The sequence below is a fragment of the Oceanospirillum maris DSM 6286 genome, from assembly GCF_000422865.1.
GTDB lineage: Bacteria > Pseudomonadota > Gammaproteobacteria > Pseudomonadales > Halomonadaceae > Oceanospirillum > Oceanospirillum maris.
The window spans coordinates 297,811-318,812 of sequence record NZ_KE383937.1 but is presented as its reverse complement, the minus strand read 5'-3'; the positions used below and the strand labels follow the sequence as shown (position 1 = coordinate 318,812).

Here is a 21,002-nt window from a genome sequence, read left to right as displayed (position 1 = left end):
AGCCATGATCAAACTCTTCAGTTTAAAAAAGTTGACGATCCATTTATCCGAAGATAAAAAGACAATCCAAACTTGGCTCAAGATATAACTAACAACTTAAACGCAATACACAGTATTGTTTGCGAACAAACAATACATCAATGAATTGATTCGAGATTTGAAAGCTTACCTTGATGATCTTGTGACTTTTCCAAGATCGTCTCGGCAAGCGCCCACACGAATTATCTGACTGAATTTTTAAAGAGCTGTTAGACAAGAAGCGCTCGAAGCGAATCGACTTGCTTAACTGAGGCTGCGTATTATACAGAGGCAATCCTCGGTGTCAACATTTTATTTTCAAGAAATTTTCTTTAAAAACAAGAGGCTAACCGTTGCCGAGAGACTTGCCCTGTGACAACGAGGACAAATTATACGCAGAAATCTGGGCAGTACAACCCTTAAAAACAAATAATCTGCATTTTTTGCAAAATAACGACAAACCTAGAGCTGTAGACTATGCTTCCCCTTAAAACCAGCCTATAAAACAAGAAATCCCGCCCTTCTTTCGAAGGGCAGGATTGCTCTAGCAATGCGCAGCCTTATAAAAGTCAGTTATCAACGTTTAGAAGGTGTCCCCAGGGATTCGTACAAAACCTTCCATTAATACTCGTGCACTACGGCTCATTACTGCTTTTTTGGCAGTCCAATCGCCATTGGCTTTTTGCTCTGCCGCCGCCCCGACCCGCAATGTGCCAGACGGATGTCCAAAGGTAACGGCTTCCCGCTCACCACCACCGGCTGCCAGATTAACTAACGTGCCCGGAACCGCTGCTGCCGTTGCGATAGCCACAGATGCAGTACCCATCATGGCGTGATGCAATTTACCCATCGATAAGGCACGCACGCAGACATCAATATCAGACACTGAAATCTGTTTGCCACTAGAGGAGGTGTAATCGGTCGCAGGGGCAACAAAAGCAACCTTTGGCGTATGCTGACGTGCTACAGCTTCACCAACATCACTAATCAACCCCATCTTAACCGCGCCGTAAGCTCGGATGGTTTCAAAACGCGCTAGCGCTGCCGCATCTGAATTAAGGTCTTTTTGCAGCTCTGTACCGGTATAATTAATATCCGCCGCATTCAGAAAGATTGTTGGAATACCCGCATTAATCATGGTTGCCTTGAAGGTACCTACACCGGGTACCTCAAGGTCATCAACCAAATTGCCAGTTGGGAACATAGAGCCTTCGCCATCGGCAGGGTCCATAAACTCAACAACCACTTCAGCAGCAGGGAAGGTTACACCATCGAGTTCAAAATCACCGGTTTCCTGTACCTCACCGTTGGTGATCGGTACATGGGCAATAATCGTTTTCTGGATATTTTTCTGCCAAATACGAACCGTACAAATACCATTTTCAGGGATGCGATCCGTATCGACCAAACCACCCGCAATAGCAAAGGCACCCACCGCTGCGGTGAGGTTGCCGCAATTACCAGACCAGTCAACAAAAGCCTTATCAATGGCAACCTGCCCAAACAGATAATCAACATCATGTTCCGGCTGTTCACTCTTATCCAAAATCACGGTTTTACTGGTACTGGACGTTGCACCGCCCATGCCATCGATCTGCTGACCGTATGGATCAGGGCTGCCAATCACACGTTGCAGAATTTTATCGCGGGCTTCACCAGGCTCTTGAGCCGCAACCGGCAGATCCTGTCGGCGGAAAAAAACACCTTTACTGGTACCGCCACGAATATAAGTCGCAGGGATTTTGATCTGTGGAACAAATGTCATGGTTATATTCCTGTGTCTCTGAACATCATTAGGCGATGATATTCTTATTCAGAATAATGCTTAAGTAAGGTCATCTTTTTAGAAATGAAAAAATAAACTTACTAAAAAATAATCTGCCGATTACAAAAAATTATGAAAAAAATAAGTGCATATCAAAACAAACTTTTATAAATCCTTAAAGATTATCCCTCTTAATAAAAAGGTTATCGCTTTCTATTAGTCATCGTTTGTTATAAATCATTTACTATAAAGAGAACCGGACAGAAAGATCTGGCCGGTTCTATATAACAAAAGCTCAGCTTAGTTATTAGCTTCAAGGAAGTCTTGAGCGAAACGTTGCAGCACACCGCCGGCAACATACACACGTACTTCTTCGGCCGTGTCTAAACGACATGTCACAGGAATGTTAACAACATCACCATTACGACGTGTCATCACGACTGTTAGGTCACAGCGTGGGCTAATTTCGCCAACAACGTCATAGCTTTCAGTACCATCAATACCATAAGTATTGCGATTATCACCGGCTTTAAATTCTAGCGGTAATACGCCCATACCGACGAGGTTGGTACGGTGAATACGCTCAAAACCTTCAGCAACGATGGTTTCAACACCTGCCAAGCGTACCCCTTTCGCAGCCCAGTCACGGGAAGAGCCCTGACCGTAGTCCGCACCGGCAATAATGATCAGCGGTTGTTTGCGCTCCATGTAGGTTTCAATCGCTTCCCACATGCGGCTTTCAGTGCCTTCTGGCTCGATACGTGCCAAAGAGCCCTGCTTCACTTCACCGTTTTCATCGCGGCACATCTCATTCAGCAACTTAGGATTAGCAAAAGTTGCTCGCTGCGCCGTAAGGTGGTCACCTCGGTGCGTCGCATAGGAGTTGAAATCTTCTTCCGGCAAGCCCATTTTGGCGCAGTATTCACCGGCCGCACTGGATGCCTGAATCGCGTTCGATGGCGACAGATGATCGGTGGTGATGTTGTCGCCTAGCACGGCAAGTGGCACCATTCCCTTCATCGTACGCTCACCGGCTAATGCGCCTTCCCAATAAGGAGGTCGACGAATGTAGGTGGTCTGTGGCCGCCAGTCATACAATGGACTGATCGATTTTTCCACGGCACCTAAATCAAACATCGGGATATAGATCTGTTTAAACTGTTCAGGCTTAACACAGCTTGCCACAATCGCATCGATCTCTTCATCGCTCGGCCAGATATCTTTCAGCGTAATCGGGTTGCCTTCTTTATCGGTTCCCAATACATCTTTTTCGATATCAAAACGAATCGTACCGGCAATGGCGTAAGCAACAACCAATGGAGGGGATGCCAAGAACGCCTGTTTCGCGTAAGGATGGATACGGCCATCGAAGTTACGGTTGCCCGATAGAACCGCCGTAGCATACAGATCACGGTCGATAATCTCTTGCTGAATCTTAGGGTCAAGGGCACCACTCATACCATTACAGGTCGTGCAGGCATAACCGACGATACCAAAACCCAGTTTTTCCATTTCAGAAAGTAAACCCGCTTCTTCCAGGTACAGTTTTGCAACTTTTGAACCTGGAGCAAAAGAGGTTTTAACCCAAGGCTTACGCACCAAGCCTAGCTCGTTCGCACGACGGGCGATCAAGCCAGCTGCAACCACGTTGCGAGGGTTAGAGGTATTCGTACAGGAGGTGATCGCCGCAATGATAACGGCACCATCCGGCATCAGACCTTCTGCTTCTTCTGCCAGCGCTTCATCTAGATGACCCGCAATACCACGGGATTCCAAATCAGCGGTTGGCAAACGGCGGTGCGGGTTAGAAGGCCCGGCCATGTTACGGCACACGCTCGATAGGTCAAATTCCAACACTCGACCATATTCAGCATCAACTAGATCATCCGCCCATAGGCCGGTTTCTTTCGCATACTGCTCAACCAATGCCACCTGTTCAGGTTCACGGCCCGTCAGTTTTAGATAATCAATGGTCTGCTCATCAATATAGAACATACCGGCAGAAGCACCGAATTCCGGTGTCATATTGGAGATCGTTGCCCGGTCACCGATGGTCAGGTCTTTAGCGCCCTCACCAAAGAATTCCAGATAGGCAGAAACGACTTTTTCGTTACGCAGGAACTCAGTGATTGCCAGTACGACGTCCGTAGCCGTGATACCCGGCTGACGCTTACCGGTTAATTTAACACCGATAATGTCTGGTAGGCGCATCATAGAAGGCCGCCCCAGCATAACGGTTTCGGCTTCTAGTCCGCCCACACCGATAGCGATCACACCTAACGCATCAACATGAGGTGTATGGCTGTCTGTGCCCACACAAGTATCAGGGAAAGCAACGCCATCACGGGCCTGAATCACCGGAGACATTTTCTCCAAGTTGATCTGGTGCATAATGCCGTTACCGGCAGGGATCACATCAACGTTATCGAACGCCGTTTTACACCATTCAATAAAGTGGAAGCGGTCATCGTTACGACGATCTTCAATGGCACGGTTTTTATCAAAGGCATCTGGATCGAAACCTGGGGCTTCAACCGCCAGCGAGTGGTCAACAATCAGTTGAGTAGGAACCACTGGGTTTACTTTGGCTGGATCACCACCTTGGTCGGCAATCGCATCACGCAGACCAGCAAGGTCAACCAGCGCCGTTTGACCAAGAATATCATGGCAAACCACACGGGCGGGATACCATGGAAAATCCAGATCCTGTTTACGTTCGATCAACTGTTTCAGGGAGTCGGTCAACGCTTCAGGCTCGCAGCGGCGCACCAGTTGCTCTGCCAAAACCCGAGAGGTGTAAGGCAGTGTTGCATAAGCACCTGGCTTGATCGCATCAACCGCAGCGCGTGTATCAAAGTAATCCAGCGAAGTGCCAGCAAGAGGTTTACGGTATTGAGTATTCATGTCAGGAATCCACTCGGAACGTGTATTACCCAAAATAGGGTGTAGAGGGACTTACAAAGGATAAGACGTAGCGTCATAGCCTTTTCAATCTGAAAAAAGGGCTATCGGGTATAAGCCGATAGCCAAAATAAAAAAGGCAGGGGCAAGGGCATTAGAGGCAAGTATCGTCCAGCCCCGCCTAAATCGCTGTCAAACCAGAATCAGTCACGGTCTTGGATATCGACCCACTGGGAAGATTCTGGACCAGTATAATCGGCGCTAGGGCGAATAATACGGTTGTTCGCACGCTGCTCCATCACGTGTGCAGTCCAGCCGGAAGTTCGAGAGCATACGAAGATCGGTGTAAACAGTTTGGTTGGGATGTCCATGAAATGGTAGGCCGACGCATGGAAGAAGTCTGCGTTACAGAACAGCTTTTTCTCACGCCACATAACTGCTTCAACCCGCTCGGAAACCGCATACAGATGAGTATCACCTACGGCTTCAGACAGTTTCTTAGACCATTCTTTGATAATCGCATTACGTGGATCAGACTCACGATAGATTGCGTGCCCAAAACCCATAATCTTATCTTTGCGTGCCAGCATACCCATGATAGCTTCTTCAGCTTCGTCCGCAGACTTCCACTGTTCAATCATATCCATCGCCGCTTCATTGGCGCCGCCGTGTAGCGGCCCACGTAAAGAACCAATGGCTGCTGTCACACAGCTATGAATATCCGACAACGTAGATGCACAAACACGAGCGGTAAAGGTAGATGCATTAAACTCATGCTCGGCATACAAAATCAGAGACGCATGCATCACTTTAACGTGTAGAGGATCTGGCTTCTTGTCATGCAGTGTCCATAGGAACTGCTCAGCAATAGAGTCTGCATCAGTTTCAACATTGATACGTTTGCCGTTATGGCTGAAGTTGTACCAATAGTTAATAATGCTAGGAAACACAGCTAACATACGATCAATATGGTTAGTCTGCTCAGAGAAATCCATCTCTGTTTCCAAGTTGCCCAACATAGAAGTACCCGTGCGCATCACATCCATCGGATGTGCTTCTGCCGGAATCTGCTCCAGAACAACTTTCAGAGGCTCAGGTAAGCCACGCAGTGTTTTCAACTTAGCTTTGTAAGCATCAAGCTCAGCTTGGTTCGGTAGCTTGCCATAGGCTAAAAGGTAAGACACTTCTTCAAACTGTGCTTTCTCGGCAAGTTCTTTCATATCGTAGCCACGATAGGTTAAACCCGCACCAGTTTTACCTACAGTACAAAGTGCCGTTTCGCCTGCTGATTGACCACGTAGGCCTGCGCCCGTTAGTTTCTTATCTACCATTATTGATGTGCTCCTTTGCAATCGCTCAGAGAGTCAGATTATTGTTTTATACAGGTTAATTCGAATACTAAGACCTTAGTATTAAGATCTATTACTTGTTCTTACCTTCAGCAAACAACGCATCTAGCTTTTGCTCAAAATCATGGTAGTTCAAGAAATCATACAGTTCCATGCGGGTTTGCATGGTATCAACTACCGCTTTTTGATCACCGTCACGCAGCAATGCTTCATAAACATTGAGCGCTGCTTTGTTAGCCGCACGGAAAGCAGATAGCGGATAAAGCACCATCGTTGCGCCATGAGCCGCTAGCTCTTCGGTATTGAACAGAGGCGTTGCACCAAACTCAGTGATGTTTGCCAACAGGTGAGACCCATTAATACCATCAGAGAAGGCTTTGTAGTCATCCAGCGTGTGAACCGCTTCGGCGAAAATGCCATCAGCACCAGCTTCCAAACAGGCTTGAGCACGCTCAACGGCAGCATTCAAGCCTTCCATTTGAAACGCATCAGTACGCGCCATAATAAAGAAGTCATCATCGGTCTTAGCATCAACAGCCGCTTTAACACGATCAACCATCTCTTGTAGAGAAACGATCTCTTTATTTGGACGGTGACCACAGCGCTTTTGTGCAATTTGGTCTTCAATATGAACCGCAGCTGCGCCCGCCTTGGTCATCTCTTTGATCGTGCGAGCGATATTAAATGCACCACCCCAGCCTGTGTCGATATCAACAACCAGTGGTGTTTCTACAGCACTGGTAATACGCGTTACGTCAGCCAGCACATCATTCAGTGATGTCATACCTAAATCAGGCAGACCATAAGAGTGGTTAGCAACACCGCCACCAGATAGGTAGATGGCTTTATGGCCAACACGTTCAGCCATCATGGCATGATAGGCATTAGTGGTACCGACAATCTGAAGTGGATTCGCTTCAGCCAGTGCTTTACGGAAACGGGCACCCGCAGTCAACTTAGTCATGGCTTGTTCCTTCTTAGGGTTGTTCTGCCTGAAATTCACGCAGACGTTGTTCTACATTTTTACGCGACGCACTAATGTGCCGACGCATGAGCATTTCAGCCAGCTCTTCATCTCTTTGTTCAATCGCATCCACAATTCTGTGGTGCTCTTCAAAGGCGCGCTTAGGGCGTGAACTCGAAGCGCTGAACTGGTATCGGTACATTCTGACCAAATGATAAAGTTCACCACATAATAACTCGGTTAACTTCTCATTTTTACTTCCAAGTACAATTCGGAAATGGAAATCAAGATCGCCCTCCTTTTGGTAATACGCCACACCTTCTTGCAATTCTGCAGTTTCTTCGTGGTGTGCCAAGAGCGCTCTAAGACTATCAATTTCTTCCTGTGTCATATTCCGCGCAGCTAAACGGCAGGCCATGCCTTCCATCGCTTCACGGACATCATAAATTTCCAATAACTCTTCAAACGAGAGAGATACAACGCGTGCTCCCACATGGGGAGTACGCTTAATCAAGCGTCGCCCCTCCAACCGCCGGATCGCTTCTCTTAGCGGCCCACGGCTAATGCCATACTTTTTTGCCAATCCAGGCTCGGTAATCTTACTACCGGGCGGGATATGGCCTTTCACAATCGCGGTTTGGATTTGTTCAAACACGCGATCAGCGAGAGTGCGAGTTTCGCTCTCTTCGTATGCATACTGAACGTCTGACATGGTCAAGTGTTCTTCCGTTATTAATTGTCGACAATCTAACGTTGGATGGACTGTAGACAATTGCTCCTAGAGCGTCAACATCAACAAAAGTCGAATTTGTCTACAATCTAAAGATAAAGAATAGAAAGACTTACATAAATTCCTTTAAAATCAGAAGCATAGCTAAATCACGCTAACGCAACCCATGAGTCACACAGGAGTGATTGTCTACGATAAAGTTACTACTGAAACTGATACTGCACCAGTAGAGCCCTTACCCAAGAAGTGTTCGTTGAATAATCTCAGCAATTTTTGAAGGTTTTTGAAAAGGCAGAGAATGATCGGTACCGCCAATTTCATGGTAGTGCCAATCATCTCGCTGACCCGATATATCCTGATGGCAGGCCTTTACCGTATCAAGGCTTTTGCCCCCAACGAAACTATTAACATCCCCTTGGACAGCTAATATCTCCGCTCGATCCAAACGCTGCACCGCATCAGTGACGGCATCCAGCGCATAAGACAACCCCAACACCCGATGCTTTAATCGGTGTACGGTTGCATGTTCAACTCGAATAGCTTTAGAGCGTTTTGGTGATATCAGGTTCAAAAAGTAAGTAATACCTAACTCTTCTGGTGTTTGCTCCCGCATCATTTTCGCGGCAATAGAGTAGTTCTCCCGAACATCTCTCATCTCATTAAGATCAGGACGCTCCAATAGCGCAGGCTCTAACAAATACGTTTTCTGAAAACCGCTTGATCGTTGCTGCTTGAGCAACATGGCAATCAAACCGCCAAAAGAATAACCTGCAAGGTCGCATTCAAACCACCCTAAATAATCCAGCAGAGCACGAACATCCTCGACCACTTGCTCGACGGTGAAAGCGCTTTCTTCCCGATCTTCAGGCAGAGGAACACTCTGCCCCATACCTCGTAGATCAGGGATGAGCAACGTTCCCCAATGACTGAGATGTCGTAACATCGGCTCCCAAGTAAAAGCACCATCAACACCGGCGCCGTGCAGCATCAGTATTTTTCGACCATTAGGGTTATGTTGATTACGATAAATGCGGTAAAAAAGACGATAATCTGCCAGATCAAACGCAGCAGTTTGGCATTGGTAATGCTCGGTCATGAAACACCTTAGAATCACTGTATTAAACAAAAACACCGTACTGTTGAAGCCTCAGCAATGTACGGCAGTAGGGTATGGCTAACACCTAAAGCCCTCTACCTAAAATCTTCTAAAAAGAGTTAAAGACTTGCAAAAATAGGCTGGCTGCAAAAAAGTCGTTAGAATAGCGCGTTTTATCGGCGACTGCTTTTATTCTATGACTCAGCTCTGCACACGTTTATTGCCTTATCACTCTGGGATACTCTATTTTGAGCGCCTACGGCACCTTGATGCGCCAGTATTGCTCGATAGCGGTAAACCAGATAGCCCATCCGGGCGCTACGATATTGTGGCGGCACAACCCATTGAAAAAATCTATTACCACATCGAACCGCTATACTCGGGCATCAGTATTGATGGCATCGGCCATTCATTATCACAGCTAAAGCAGCGCCTTGATCACTTTTCGGGCCAATATAAAGCAACCGCATCAAGTAAAATCTTGAGTGATTTACCCTTCCTTGGCGGATTTATTGGCGGCTTAAGCTATGATCTTGGTCGAGAGTTAGAGTCCCTGCCCTCTCAGGCGGTCAGTGATAATAATCTGCCGGTAATAATAGGCGGTATCTATCAATGGGCGGTGATTGTTGATCATCAGCAACAGCAAGCACACTTAGTTGCTCCTACGGATCAAATTGAGCACCTTGAGTCTCTTTGCGGTCAATCGACCGATAGAGTGACAGACTCTTCAACAGAGCCGTCGCCCCCTTTTTCCTCTAAGAAAGCGTCTCTTCCTTTTAAGCTCAAGCAGGGCTTTCGTGCCAATCTCACTTGGCCAGAATACCAAGCTCGCTTTGATAAAATCATGGCTTATATTCGTGCGGGAGATTGCTACCAGATTAATTTTGCCCAGCGTTTTAAGGCCATATCCGAAGGTGATAGCTGGCAAGCTTATTTAAAAATGCGCGCAGCAACACCGGCACCTTTTAGTGCTTATCTAGACTTTGATAGCTTTAAAATTCTGAGTGTTTCACCTGAACGTTTTATGCAATTACGCGCCAATCAGGTCGAAACCAAACCGATCAAAGGCACGGCACCACGCTCCGCGGACAATAAAGAAGATCAAAAGATCGCGAAGCAACTGCAGGCCAGCCGTAAAGATCGCGCTGAAAACCTTATGATTGTTGACCTACTGCGTAATGACCTTGGCCGAGTATGCAAGACTGGATCGGTAAACGTTCCGGCACTGTTTGCCCTTGAGAGCTATGCCAATGTGCATCACCTTGTCAGCACGGTAACGGGCGAATTACCAGAGGAGAAAGACGCTGTAGATCTATTAGCGGCAAGTTTCCCTGGAGGCTCGATTACCGGCGCACCTAAGATCCGTGCCATGACCATTATTGATGAGCTAGAGCCGCAAAGGCGGGCTATTTATTGTGGCTCTATCGCCTATATCAGCTTCAATGGCCAGATGGACAGCAGCATTACCATTCGCACCCTACTTGAAAGCCGACAGGTGAACCCTCAATCCGGTATGCAAGAAAGTTATTTAGAGTGCTGGGGCGGCGGTGGGATTGTCTACGATTCAGAAGCGGCAAGTGAATATCAAGAAACGCTACATAAGGTAGGCAAAATTTTACAGGCGATTCAGCCAGACTTTCTTGAGTCCTTTCAGCGTTAGGCTCTATCTAATAGGTAGCAAAACTTTAACGAATACCAAAAGCAATACAGGCTAAAAAACGGTCAAATTAAAATAAAATAGCTCCAAGGTATCGCTACCTGGGAGCTATTTTTTTAGGCGTTATTGTTTAACGCTGCTTTTAGCACCTTAGTGACAAGGGGCTTGAGCGAGTAACTACTTTGTCAGATTACGATCACTGGCTTTTAAAAACTGATCTTTTAAATCATCATAAGTATGCACCGCTGGGAACTGAGGGAATTCAGCGATAACATTGTCCGGTGCATGAAACAGAATGCCCTGCTCCGCCTGAGCCAGCATGGTGGTATCGTTATAAGAATCACCCGCCGCAATCACACGATAGTTCAACAGTTGGAAGGCACGAACCGACTGACGCTTAGGGTCACGTTGACGCAAGGTATAATCCGTAATACGTCCGTCTTCATCCACTTCTAGCTTGTGGCACAACAGCGTTGGAAAGCCCAGTTGAGCCATCAGAGGTGCAGCAAACTCGTAGAAGGTATCTGACAAGATAACCAACTGAAAGCGCTCTCGTAGCCAGTCGACAAATTCCTGCGCACCTTCAAGGGGTGAAAGCTCAGCAATTACCGCTTGAATATCGGGTAGTTTCAGGCCGTTCTCATCCAAAATACGTAAGCGCTGTTTCATCAGCACATCGTAATCAGGAATATCCCGTGTGGTTGCTTTTAGCTCTTCAATACCGGTTTTTTCAGCAAATGCGATCCAAATTTCTGGGATCAAAACACCTTCAAGGTCAAGACATGCCAATTCCACGGAATAGTCCTTCTACTGTTCTAAGTTAGGGTCATATATCGTTAGGGATTACCTGACTATTGACGTTATTCGCCTGCAGATAACCATGGCAAGATTATCATAGAAATAGTGCTAAGTCAGAGCCCAAGAGCCAATTCTCCATAGTCCTTGATCAACTCATGGGCGATAAAAACAGTTTTCGGGCATATTCATAGAAGCACTTTTTATTTATTTTTATTCTAAGAAGCTGATAACTTATAGCCAAAATAAAGAGTCATCTGGCTATAAACTTAAAAAGCTCAACCTAAGAATGACTCTACCACTTGATGAGATTGACAACCTAGTAACGGGATAATCTATGAGCACCTTTAACGCCAACCAGTTTGCACTGGAATTTGACACAGAATCACCTAAGAAAATTATTGAAAACGCGCTGGAGACGTTTGGTAATATCGCCATTTCCTTCAGCGGCGCAGAAGATGTGATATTGATCGCTATCGCCAGCAAACTTATCAAAGACAAAAGCCAGCTACAGGTTTTCTCTCTTGATACGGGTCGTCTTCATCCTGAAACCTACCAGTTTATTGAAACGGTGCGTAAACACTATGGTATTCAGATTGACCTTATTTCTCCAGAGCATCAGGCGCTAGAAGCATTTGTCAAAGAAAAAGGCCTATTCAGCTTCTTTGAGGATGGCCATCAAGGCTGCTGTGGCGTACGTAAAGTAGCGCCTTTGCGTCGTAAGCTAAGTACACTTGATGCCTGGATCACCGGCCAACGCAAAGATCAAAGCCCAGATACCCGTAACAATGTACCTGTCGCCGAGACAGACAACGCTTTCGGGTCAGAGAGCAAACCACTCATCAAATTTAATCCGCTGGCAAACTGGAGCTCTCAACAGGTTTGGGAATATATTCGCATGTTTGACGTCCCCTATAACCCATTGCATGAGCGCGGTTTTACAAGTATTGGCTGCGAACCTTGTACTCGCCCTGTACTACCAAACCAACATGAGCGCGAAGGCCGCTGGTGGTGGGAAGAAGCGACCCATAAAGAGTGCGGGCTACATTCCGGCAACCTGAAAGACTAAGCGGCACCAAACCAAGAAGTCAAAAAACTAAAAAAAAGAGAGAACCAAACCGGTTCTCTCTTTCTGTATTTTTTGTAACAGTTGTTTTTGTGACAGTTACTTCTGTGACTGTTTCTAGGTAAGATTAAACTCGGTTAATGGGCAGGCAGCTCAATATGATCAAATAGAGCCTCAAGATCTGTCTTAGAGCTACAGGCTAATGCCGCATCAATGAGATCACGATCAAGGTGTGGTGCAAAGCGTGTGACAAAATCATACATATAGCCACGCATAAAAGTGCCACGACGAATGCCAATTTTGGTGGTGCTGGATTCAAACAGATGACTGGCATCAAGGGCCACTAGGTCTGTATCCGTTTGCTCATCGTAAGCCATACCCGCCACAATCCCGACACCCATTCCCATGCGGACATAGGTTTTAATCACATCAGAATCTGCAGCCGTAAAGACAACCTTCGGTTTTAACCCCTTTTCGCTAAAGGCTTCATCGAGCTTAGATCGTCCTGTAAAACCAAAGACATACGTCACAATCGGATGCTCTGCAACATCTTCAAGAGACATAGGCTGTTTAACCTTGGTTAAGGGGTGGTCTTTTGGCACCAATACGCAGCGGTTCCAGCGATAGCAAGGCAGCATCACTAGATCACTAAATAACTCCATTGCTTCGGTGGCAATGGCAAAGTCGGCAGCACCTTCAGAAACCATTTCAGAGATCTGAATCGGCGTCCCTTGCTTCATATGCAACGAAACATCAGGGTATTTAGCAATAAAATCTCGTATAACCATAGGCAAGGCATAACGTGCCTGAGTATGAGTTGTTGCTAGTGTCAAGCTACCTTTTTTGTCATCGCTAAACTCTTGCGCTACCTGCTTAATATTGTCAACAGTACGCAGTATCTGACCGGCAAGATCAATAACATCTTTGCCTGCGGGGGTAATCCGAGTGAGATGCTTACCGCTACGGGCAAAAATCTCAATACCTAATTCATCTTCCAGCAGACGGATCTGTTTACTAATACCGGGCTGCGACGTGTACAAACTTTGCGCGGTAGCGGAAACATTAAGATCATGGTGGGCAACTTCCCATATATAACGTAGCTGCTGTAATTTCATTCCACCTTCCTCATCAAGATCATTGCGGTAACAACGCTTTTACGGTTTATAGCTATCATTTTTTAAGAATATTATGCCATAAAAATATAAGCAAACATTACTTTTAAGAATATAGCAGACACGATAGATTAGGTCGCAGTATCACGATGTTATCAACGAATGTGCGGATGTCACGCTTCTTTATTGTTCTGTTTCAACACCTAATGAGCCTATATGGATTTACTACTCTACATTTTATCCGGTGCAGCTGTTGGTCTTGCGGTGGGCCTAACTGGGGTCGGTGGGGGTTCTCTAATGACCCCAATACTGCTGTTATTCGGTTTTCCGCCACATATTGCCATTGGCACAGATCTTTTATATGCCTCTATTACTAAAGCCAGCGGCGTTATTGCACACCATAAACAGAAAACGGTTGATTGGAAAATCACTGGTTATTTAGCTTTAGGTAGCCTGCCAGTATCCGCAGTAACAGTCTGGCTACTCGCAAACTATTTTCCATCACCAGAAAGCTATGCTGACCTACTGACCCACAGCTTAGGCACTATGCTGATACTGACCGCTGGCGTATTGCTCTTAAAAAGCCGGATTAAAACACTACACAACACCGACGACAGCCCTGTTCGACGTTTTTTAGAACAACATAAGTATCATTTTAGCTTAGTCATGGGAATGCTCTTAGGTTTTTGCGTAACGCTCTCCTCTGTGGGTGCAGGTGCTTTTGGTGCAGCCATTTTACTGATTCTTTTCCCTGCTCTAAGCGCTATTCGCATTATAGGCACAGACTTAGCTCACGCGGTTCCTTTGACGCTGATTGCCGGTGTTGGCCATATGTTCTTGGGGAACGTTGACTACCAGCTACTAGCAGCCTTGTTGATTGGATCCCTACCGGCAATACATCTAGGAACGAAGCTGGGTTCACGTTTGCCGAACCGCATTTTGCAGCCTATTTTATCCAGTATGCTGCTAGGCTTAGGTATTAAGTACGCTTTTTTCTAAAATAGGTATCTTTTTGATAGCAAAAATAGAGCATAAAAATGCCCGTCTCCTGAAAAGGATACGGGCATTTTTATAGATATCTACTTAACAAACTAACAAAACAGGATTAATGATTAAGAATCTGACTTAAGAAAGCCTGAGTACGTTCTGACTGTGGATTATTGAAAAATTCATGGGGTTCATTTTCTTCAATAATTTGCCCCTTATCCATAAAAATAACCCGGTCAGCAACCGTTTTAGCAAACCCCATCTCGTGGGTCACACACAGCATCGTCATACCTTCGTCTGCAAGCTCCACCATGACATCAAGAACCTCTTTAATCATTTCGGGATCAAGGGCTGATGTCGGCTCATCAAACAGCATTACCTGAGGGTTCATGCATAAACTGCGGGCAATGGCCACACGCTGTTGCTGTCCGCCAGAAAGTTGACCGGGATATTTTAAGGCCTGCTCTTCAATTTTAACCCTCCGTAAGAACTTCATCGCTAGCTCTTCCGCTTCTTTGCGGGGCGTTTTACGTACCCAGATCGGTGCTAACGCGCAATTTTCCAACACTGTTAAATGGGGGAACAGGTTAAAGTGCTGAAACACCATTCCCACTTCACGCCGAATCGTTTCAATATTTTTTAGGTCATTGTTCAGTGTTGTGCCATCAACAACAATGTCACCTTGCTGATGCTCTTCTAAATGGTTTAAGCACCGAATCGTTGTTGATTTACCTGAACCAGATGGGCCACAGATTACGATTCGTTCACCTTTTCGCACCTGCAAATTAACATCTTTTAATACATGAAAGTCTCCGTACCACTTGTTAACGCCGCGCATTTCAACCATCAATTTATCTTCTATCTCACGAGTTGTACTCATAATCGCTCCAAAATCTTTATCCAAGGCTACCGCATGACAAAATAATTAAGATCACTTACCGACTGCCATGACCGGTATGGAAGTGCTTCTCAAGATGTTGGCTGTATTTCGACATACTAAAACAGAACATCCAAAACATTAGCGCGACAAAGGCATAGCCCTCTACGGAATACCCCAGCCAATCAGGATCTGACAAACCCGCTTGAACAATTGCCAGCAGATCGAATAGGCCAATAATCAACACCAAGCTGGTGTCTTTAAACAACGCAATAAAGGTGTTTACAATACCTGGAATCATCATTTTTAATGCTTGAGGTAAAACAACCAACCCCATCATTTTCCAGTAATTTAAGCCTAAAGCCTGAGCGGCTTCGTACTGCCCTTTAGGAATCGCTTGTAGACCACCGCGAACGACCTCCGCCATATAAGCTGATTGGAACAGCACGATACCGATCATCGCCCGCAGGAGCTTGTCAAAATCAACCTCCTCGGGAACAAACAGCGGCAGCATCACCGATGCCATAAAGAGCACGGTAATAAGAGGAATTCCTCGCCAAAACTCGATATAAACTACACAGAAGCTTTTAACGATGGGCATCTCTGAACGTCGCCCCAGCGCCAGTAAAACACCAAAAGGTAAAGCCGCTACAATACCGACAATGGCCAAGATTAAAGTCAGTGATAAGCCGCCCCACTTATGGGTTTCTACAAGGTTTAAACCGAAACTGCCACCGTATAGTAGATAGTAGGCAATAATGGGATAAACAAATAAGACAAACGCTGAAACAAGACCTTTACGAGGCAGTTTAGGGATAACCAGCCAAGCTACCTGTATCACTAATAAAAAGAAGGTTAAGTCGATTCTCCAGCGTTCAGCCTCTGGGTAAAAGCCGTACATAAACTGATCAAATCGGTTGTAGATAAAAACCCAACAAGCACCACCTGATGTACAAGCATCCCGACTATCGCCAATCCAATCAGCCGTTAATAACGCCCAATTAACAGAGGGAACCACGAGAATATACAGAATATAGATCGCTAACAGCGTCATAATGGTGTTAGTAATATTAGAAAATAGATTGGCACGCATCCAACCTATGACACCGGTACTGTTCGCAGGTGGCGGCAGATCCGGTAACATTTTGTCTGTGACTTTTGATGAATCACTCACAAGCGTCTCTCCCGTCATATTTAACGCTCAACCAGCGCCATACGATTGTTAAACCAGTTCATAAAGCTGGACACTAATAGGCTTAAAGTAAGGTAAACCAACATTGTCATGAAAATCACTTCAATGGCCTGACCGGTCTGGTTCAGCGTTGTACCTGCAAACACCGACACAAGATCGGGATAGCCAATGGCTGTCGCTAAAGAAGAGTTTTTAATCAGATTAAGATACTGGCTGGTTAAAGGGGGGATAATAATCCGAACGGATTGAGGGATAACCACCAAGCGAAGCACTTTCGTGCTACTTAAACCTAGGGCTTCTGCCGCTTCGGTTTGTCCTTTTGAAATCGCCTCAATACCAGAGCGTACAATTTCAGCAATAAAGGCTGCGGTATAAATACTGAGAGCAACCCAAAGTGCTGCCAGCTCAGGAATAATAGTCATACCACCTTTAAAATTGAAGCCACGAAGTTCAGGGTTCTCCCATGTTAATGGGCTTCCCATCAACCAATAAACGATTAAAGGTAAACCTATTACGAGTGCAATAGAGGTCCAAAAAACAGGGAAACTCTGCCCTGTCTTGTCTTGACGTTTTTTACTCCAACGGGCCAGAACAAAGACTCCAGCAACCGCTGCCATAAAGGTCAAAACGACCCAGCCAAAACCTACACCATAGATCGGCTCAGGCATAAACAGGCCGCGTACATTCAAGTACATATTATCTAAAGGTTCAAAGCTTTGACGCGGAGAAGGTAGGCCGCGCAATACCGCGAAATACCAGAAAAATATTTGCAGTAACAGAGGGATATTACGGAAAATTTCAACGTACGCAGAGGCAATTTTTGAGATCAACCAATTATTAGATAAACGCGCAACCCCCATAATAAAGCCAATGATGGTTGCAGCAATAATACCCATCGCTGAAACCAAAATAGTATTCATTAAGCCAACTAAAAAGGTTTGTCCATAACTGCTACTTTCAGTGTATTCAACAAGACTTTGTACAATACCAAAACCAGCCCTTTGGGACAGGAAGTCAAAGCCCGTAGTAATACCTCGGCTCTCAAGGTTCTGTAATGTGTTTTGAACGATTAACCCGACAACGCTGAAAACACCCAGTATCAATAACCCCTGAAATAAAAGTGCACGCTTCGCGGGGTCATGCCAGAAGCGCGTCTTATGTGTCGATGCGGACTGCGACTTTTTGGCATCTGATTGCATAAATGGATCTCCTAGAAATAAAACGCAAACGGACGGCTTAAAAAAACCGCCCGCTCAATAGGATTAACGAATAGGTGGTGCGTACTGCAGTCCGCCTTTATTCCATAATGCGTTCATACCGCGTTCAATCTTAAGCGCAGAACCTGCACCTAAGTTACGATCAAATGCTTCACCGTAGTTACCGACTTGTTTAACAATATTGTAGGCCCACTGGTCTGTTAGCGCTAAACCTGTACCTTTGATACCTTCAGAGCCAATAAAGCGAGCGATATTCGGATTCTTGTCACTTTTCTTGCTATCAATATTTTTAGATGTTAGCCCTAGTTCTTCTGCATTGATCATGGCAAATAGAGACCATCTCACAACGTTAAACCAGCCATCATCCCCTTGGCGTACAACAGGTCCTAGCGGCTCTTTAGAGATAATTTCTGGCAGAATAATCGCTGCGCCAGGATTTGCTAACTTGATACGTAGCGCATAAAGTTGAGATTGATCCGATGTAAGAACATCGCAACGACCAGCCTCAAAACCTTTTACTGTTTGATCTGACGTATCAAAAACCACCGGCTCAAATTCCATATTATTTTCGCGGAAATAATCCGCCGCATTCAGCTCAGTTGTAGTACCTGACTGAATACACATGGATGCACCATCTAGTTCCAAGGCACTTTTAACCCCTAGATTCTTATTGATCAAAAAGCCTTGGCCATCGTAGTAGGTTACGCCTGTAAAGTTCATACCTAGAGAGCTATCACGGGTTAGTGTCCACGTTGTAACACGGGATAGCATATCAATCTCACCGGATTGCAGGGCGGTAAAACGTTCTTTTGCATTTAGAGGGATATATTTAACTTTCTCAGCATCACCAAGGGTCGCAGCGGCAACCGCACGGCAGACATCAACATCCATGCCTTTCCATTTGCCCTTGTTGTCAGGATTAGAATAGCCGGGAACGCCAGTAGTAACACCACACTGAACAAAACCGCGCTCCTTTACAGCGCCCAGAGTGTCTGCAGACATAGCTGCACCAGAAAAACTGATTGTCATTGCTGCTGTTGTTGCAGCGACTAAACCCATTTTTTTCATTGTTATTAATCCTCTTGTGTCTTAAGGCTGTTACGGCCTATAAAGCTGGCCCGCAACCATCTATTAACCAAAAGTTGTAATGCAATAGCTATTCCAGCTTTTATAAAACGCTTGTTTTAATACATAATTTTCTGAAATATTCAGGCCTTAAGGTTGATAGAGATAGCGTAAAACACCGCCAGAGTCATGTTCTAACACGATCAAACTTTACGTCTAAAATAAATAATCTTTTTAACTTGACGTTAGGTGTTTTATTGAAACTAAAAGACACTGCCTCTTTTTGTGGCACGATTGGTTACATACTGTGCGCTCCGTTATCACCACTGGAAAAAGAAACGTACTAAAGGTGACATGTTTGAAAGCAAAAAAAAGCCTCACTGAAATACAGTGAGGCTTTAATGGTGGTCATTTTCTCTTAAATATCTATGATGCAATCATTGACGTTCAGTTATTAAAGTCAAAGCTGTCCGCATCGGCAAACGCAGGAAAAGCTTGGCGAAAAGCGGCTAACTCTGGCTTAGATAACACAAAGGTTTCAACGAAGGGTTCACCGGCGGCAAACTCTTTCATGCTATGCCCTTTAAAATCAATAACACCAGATCGCCCACTATAGGCCAATCCACTATTATCTTCCCCTACACGGTTTATTCCAGCAACGTAGCATAGGTTTTCAATCGCTCTCGCCTGCAATAATACCTGCCAAGGGTGCTCACGTACTTGCGGCCAGTTGGCAACATAGATCGCTAAATCATACTCATCATGGTTACGGCTCCACACAGGAAAGCGCAAGTCATAGCAGATCTGAGGAAAAATACGCCAGCCCTTGTACTCAATAACGATGCGCTCTTGCCCCGCTTGGTAGTGCTTATGCTCACCCGTCATACGAAACAAATGATGTTTATCATAGCTCTGCCAATGACCATCAGGCTGCACCCAGTAGAATCGGTTATAACAGCCGCCACTATCCTTTACCGCTACACTGCCACAAATAACTGCAGAGAGTGCTTTTGCCTGCTGTTTCATCCAGCTAAGCGTGTTCGTATCCGCAGGCTCCGCGATCTCTTCAGGCGCCATCGAGAAACCTGTCGTAAACATCTCTGGCAGTACAACGATATCTGTCTTACCTGCAAGTCCAGCAAGCTTCTCGGCAAACATTGCGCAGTTTTTTTCTATATCGTGCCAGTGCAACATCGATTGCACGAGAGTGACTTTTAAGTGATCCACACTGTCAGCGACAGATATCATAGGCATTCTTCCGCTTGTTTTAAGGCGACGTTTATTTAAGGTGCAATTGCTTCAAGGTACATTTTATCGAAAATTATTTTAAAAACATGCTGATTGACGATAAAGCCAACTACGGTCGTTTAAGAGATATGTCAGCCGTTATTATTGAAGCCTTAGAGGCTAATCCCGCTGAGCCTTGGCCGCTAATTTTTTTAGAATACGAGAAACAGCAACAAAGGCAAATGTGCCTGTCACTACCGTAACTGCACCAAAGCCACTACGGCAATCCAAGCGCGTTGATTCGCCATTATTGGGCTTCTGATGGCATACTTCGCCATCATCTGAGGGATAAACCAACTGCTCAGTTGAATACACTGCTTCTATAGAGAAACGTCGCTTCAAGTTTACAGGAAAGTTATATTGTCGACGTAACTGATTCCGAGTTTTAGCCAATAGCGGATCTTGCTCGGTTTTACTCAAATCGGCTATTTTAATCTGCAGAGGGTCCGTTTGACCGCCAGCACCACCAATCGTAATCAACGGGATTTTATTGCGACGACAATAAGCGATCATAGCGCACTTATGCTTGACCGAGTCGATGGCATCCAGCACATAGTCAAATTCTTTAACCATAAGCTCCGCCACATTTTTTTCCGTCACAAACGCCGAGACTGCATTCACTTGGCAGTAGGGATTAATAGCTCTGATGCGCTCTGCCATAGCCTCTACTTTAGACTGACCAATGTGGCCGTCCAGAGCATGAATTTGACGATTAATGTTCGAGGTACAGATATCATCTAAATCGATAAGCGTAATCTTACCTATGCCACTGCGAGCCAAGGCTTCCGCTCCCCAGGACCCTACGCCACCAATACCTACAACAGCAACATGAGCTTGCGCAAAAGCTTCCGCCGCTACAGCACCATACAGACGGGAAATACCACCAAAACGAAAACCGTAATCATCATTCATTTGTGCAGACTC

The 21,002-nt window shown here is 45.5% G+C and carries 17 protein-coding genes; 3 read left to right on the top strand and 14 right to left on the bottom strand.

The annotated features are described in order from the left end of the window. Nucleotides 1-601 precede the first annotated feature (601 nt). The 6 genes from prpF to G517_RS0115850 form a co-directional block, all read right to left on the bottom strand. Nucleotides 602-1,783, bottom strand: a complete 1,182-nt coding sequence (prpF, locus tag G517_RS0115875; protein WP_028305222.1) for a 2-methylaconitate cis-trans isomerase PrpF — start codon at nt 1,781-1,783, stop codon at nt 602-604. A gap of 300 nt (nt 1,784-2,083) precedes the next feature. Further along, on the bottom strand, nt 2,084-4,687 hold the full coding sequence (acnD, locus tag G517_RS0115870; RefSeq protein ID WP_028305221.1) for a Fe/S-dependent 2-methylisocitrate dehydratase AcnD: 2,604 nt from the start codon (nt 4,685-4,687) through the stop codon (nt 2,084-2,086). 200 nt (nt 4,688-4,887) lie between these two features. Next, nucleotides 4,888-6,015, bottom strand: coding sequence for a bifunctional 2-methylcitrate synthase/citrate synthase (gene prpC, locus G517_RS0115865; RefSeq protein ID WP_028305220.1), 1,128 nt, complete (start codon nt 6,013-6,015; stop codon nt 4,888-4,890). A gap of 91 nt (nt 6,016-6,106) precedes the next feature. Then, nucleotides 6,107-6,997 (bottom strand): methylisocitrate lyase, encoded by an 891-nt coding sequence (gene prpB, locus G517_RS0115860; RefSeq protein WP_028305219.1) that lies wholly within the window; start codon nt 6,995-6,997, stop codon nt 6,107-6,109. A gap of 13 nt (nt 6,998-7,010) precedes the next feature. Beyond that, a complete protein-coding gene (locus G517_RS0115855; protein ID WP_036591823.1) occupies nt 7,011-7,709 on the bottom strand; it encodes a GntR family transcriptional regulator in 699 nt (232 codons plus the stop codon). 253 nt (nt 7,710-7,962) lie between these two features. Continuing rightward, nucleotides 7,963-8,823: an alpha/beta hydrolase gene (locus tag G517_RS0115850; protein WP_028305217.1), complete on the bottom strand. Its 861-nt coding sequence runs from the start codon at nt 8,821-8,823 to the stop codon at nt 7,963-7,965. 196 nt (nt 8,824-9,019) lie between these two features. Between G517_RS0115850 and pabB the strand changes: the two genes are divergently transcribed. Beyond that, the gene (gene pabB / locus G517_RS0115845) at nt 9,020-10,483 is read left to right on the top strand and encodes an aminodeoxychorismate synthase component I (protein ID WP_028305216.1); all 1,464 of its coding nucleotides are present in this window, start codon (nt 9,020-9,022) and stop codon (nt 10,481-10,483) included. Nucleotides 10,484-10,657: 174 nt separating this feature from the next. Here pabB and thrH read toward each other — a convergent pair whose 3' ends face one another. Then, a complete protein-coding gene (thrH, locus tag G517_RS0115840; RefSeq protein WP_028305215.1) occupies nt 10,658-11,275 on the bottom strand; it encodes a bifunctional phosphoserine phosphatase/homoserine phosphotransferase ThrH in 618 nt (205 codons plus the stop codon). A 337-nt stretch (nt 11,276-11,612) separates the two neighbouring features. Between thrH and G517_RS0115835 the strand changes: the two genes are divergently transcribed. Beyond that, nucleotides 11,613-12,344, top strand: a complete 732-nt coding sequence (locus tag G517_RS0115835) for a phosphoadenylyl-sulfate reductase (RefSeq protein WP_028305214.1) — start codon at nt 11,613-11,615, stop codon at nt 12,342-12,344. 134 nt (nt 12,345-12,478) lie between these two features. Here the strand turns inward: G517_RS0115835 and cysB are convergent, their stop codons facing one another. Next, complete coding sequence (gene cysB / locus G517_RS0115830) at nt 12,479-13,456, bottom strand: HTH-type transcriptional regulator CysB (protein WP_028305213.1); 978 nt, start codon at nt 13,454-13,456, stop codon at nt 12,479-12,481. A gap of 213 nt (nt 13,457-13,669) precedes the next feature. Between cysB and G517_RS0115825 the strand changes: the two genes are divergently transcribed. After that, nucleotides 13,670-14,452, top strand: a complete 783-nt coding sequence (locus tag G517_RS0115825; protein WP_028305212.1) for a sulfite exporter TauE/SafE family protein — start codon at nt 13,670-13,672, stop codon at nt 14,450-14,452. A gap of 106 nt (nt 14,453-14,558) precedes the next feature. Here G517_RS0115825 and G517_RS0115820 read toward each other — a convergent pair whose 3' ends face one another. From G517_RS0115820 to tcdA, 6 genes are all read right to left on the bottom strand, one after another. Continuing rightward, nucleotides 14,559-15,287 carry an amino acid ABC transporter ATP-binding protein gene (locus tag G517_RS0115820; RefSeq protein WP_036591907.1) on the bottom strand — a complete coding sequence of 243 codons (729 nt, stop codon included), beginning with the start codon at nt 15,285-15,287 and terminating at the stop codon, nt 14,559-14,561. 88 nt (nt 15,288-15,375) lie between these two features. Further along, complete coding sequence (locus tag G517_RS0115815) at nt 15,376-16,461, bottom strand: amino acid ABC transporter permease (protein WP_028305210.1); 1,086 nt, start codon at nt 16,459-16,461, stop codon at nt 15,376-15,378. Nucleotides 16,462-16,511: 50 nt separating this feature from the next. Then, complete coding sequence (locus G517_RS0115810) at nt 16,512-17,708, bottom strand: amino acid ABC transporter permease (RefSeq protein ID WP_028305209.1); 1,197 nt, start codon at nt 17,706-17,708, stop codon at nt 16,512-16,514. Nucleotides 17,709-17,771: 63 nt separating this feature from the next. Continuing rightward, nucleotides 17,772-18,794 (bottom strand): amino acid ABC transporter substrate-binding protein, encoded by a 1,023-nt coding sequence (locus G517_RS0115805; RefSeq protein ID WP_028305208.1) that lies wholly within the window; start codon nt 18,792-18,794, stop codon nt 17,772-17,774. A 444-nt stretch (nt 18,795-19,238) separates the two neighbouring features. Then, complete coding sequence (locus G517_RS0115800; protein ID WP_036591905.1) at nt 19,239-20,039, bottom strand: amidohydrolase; 801 nt, start codon at nt 20,037-20,039, stop codon at nt 19,239-19,241. Between the two features lie 159 nt (nt 20,040-20,198). Next, a complete protein-coding gene (gene tcdA, locus G517_RS0115795) occupies nt 20,199-20,990 on the bottom strand; it encodes a tRNA cyclic N6-threonylcarbamoyladenosine(37) synthase TcdA (RefSeq protein ID WP_028305206.1) in 792 nt (263 codons plus the stop codon). Between the last annotated feature and the right edge of the window lie 12 nt (nt 20,991-21,002).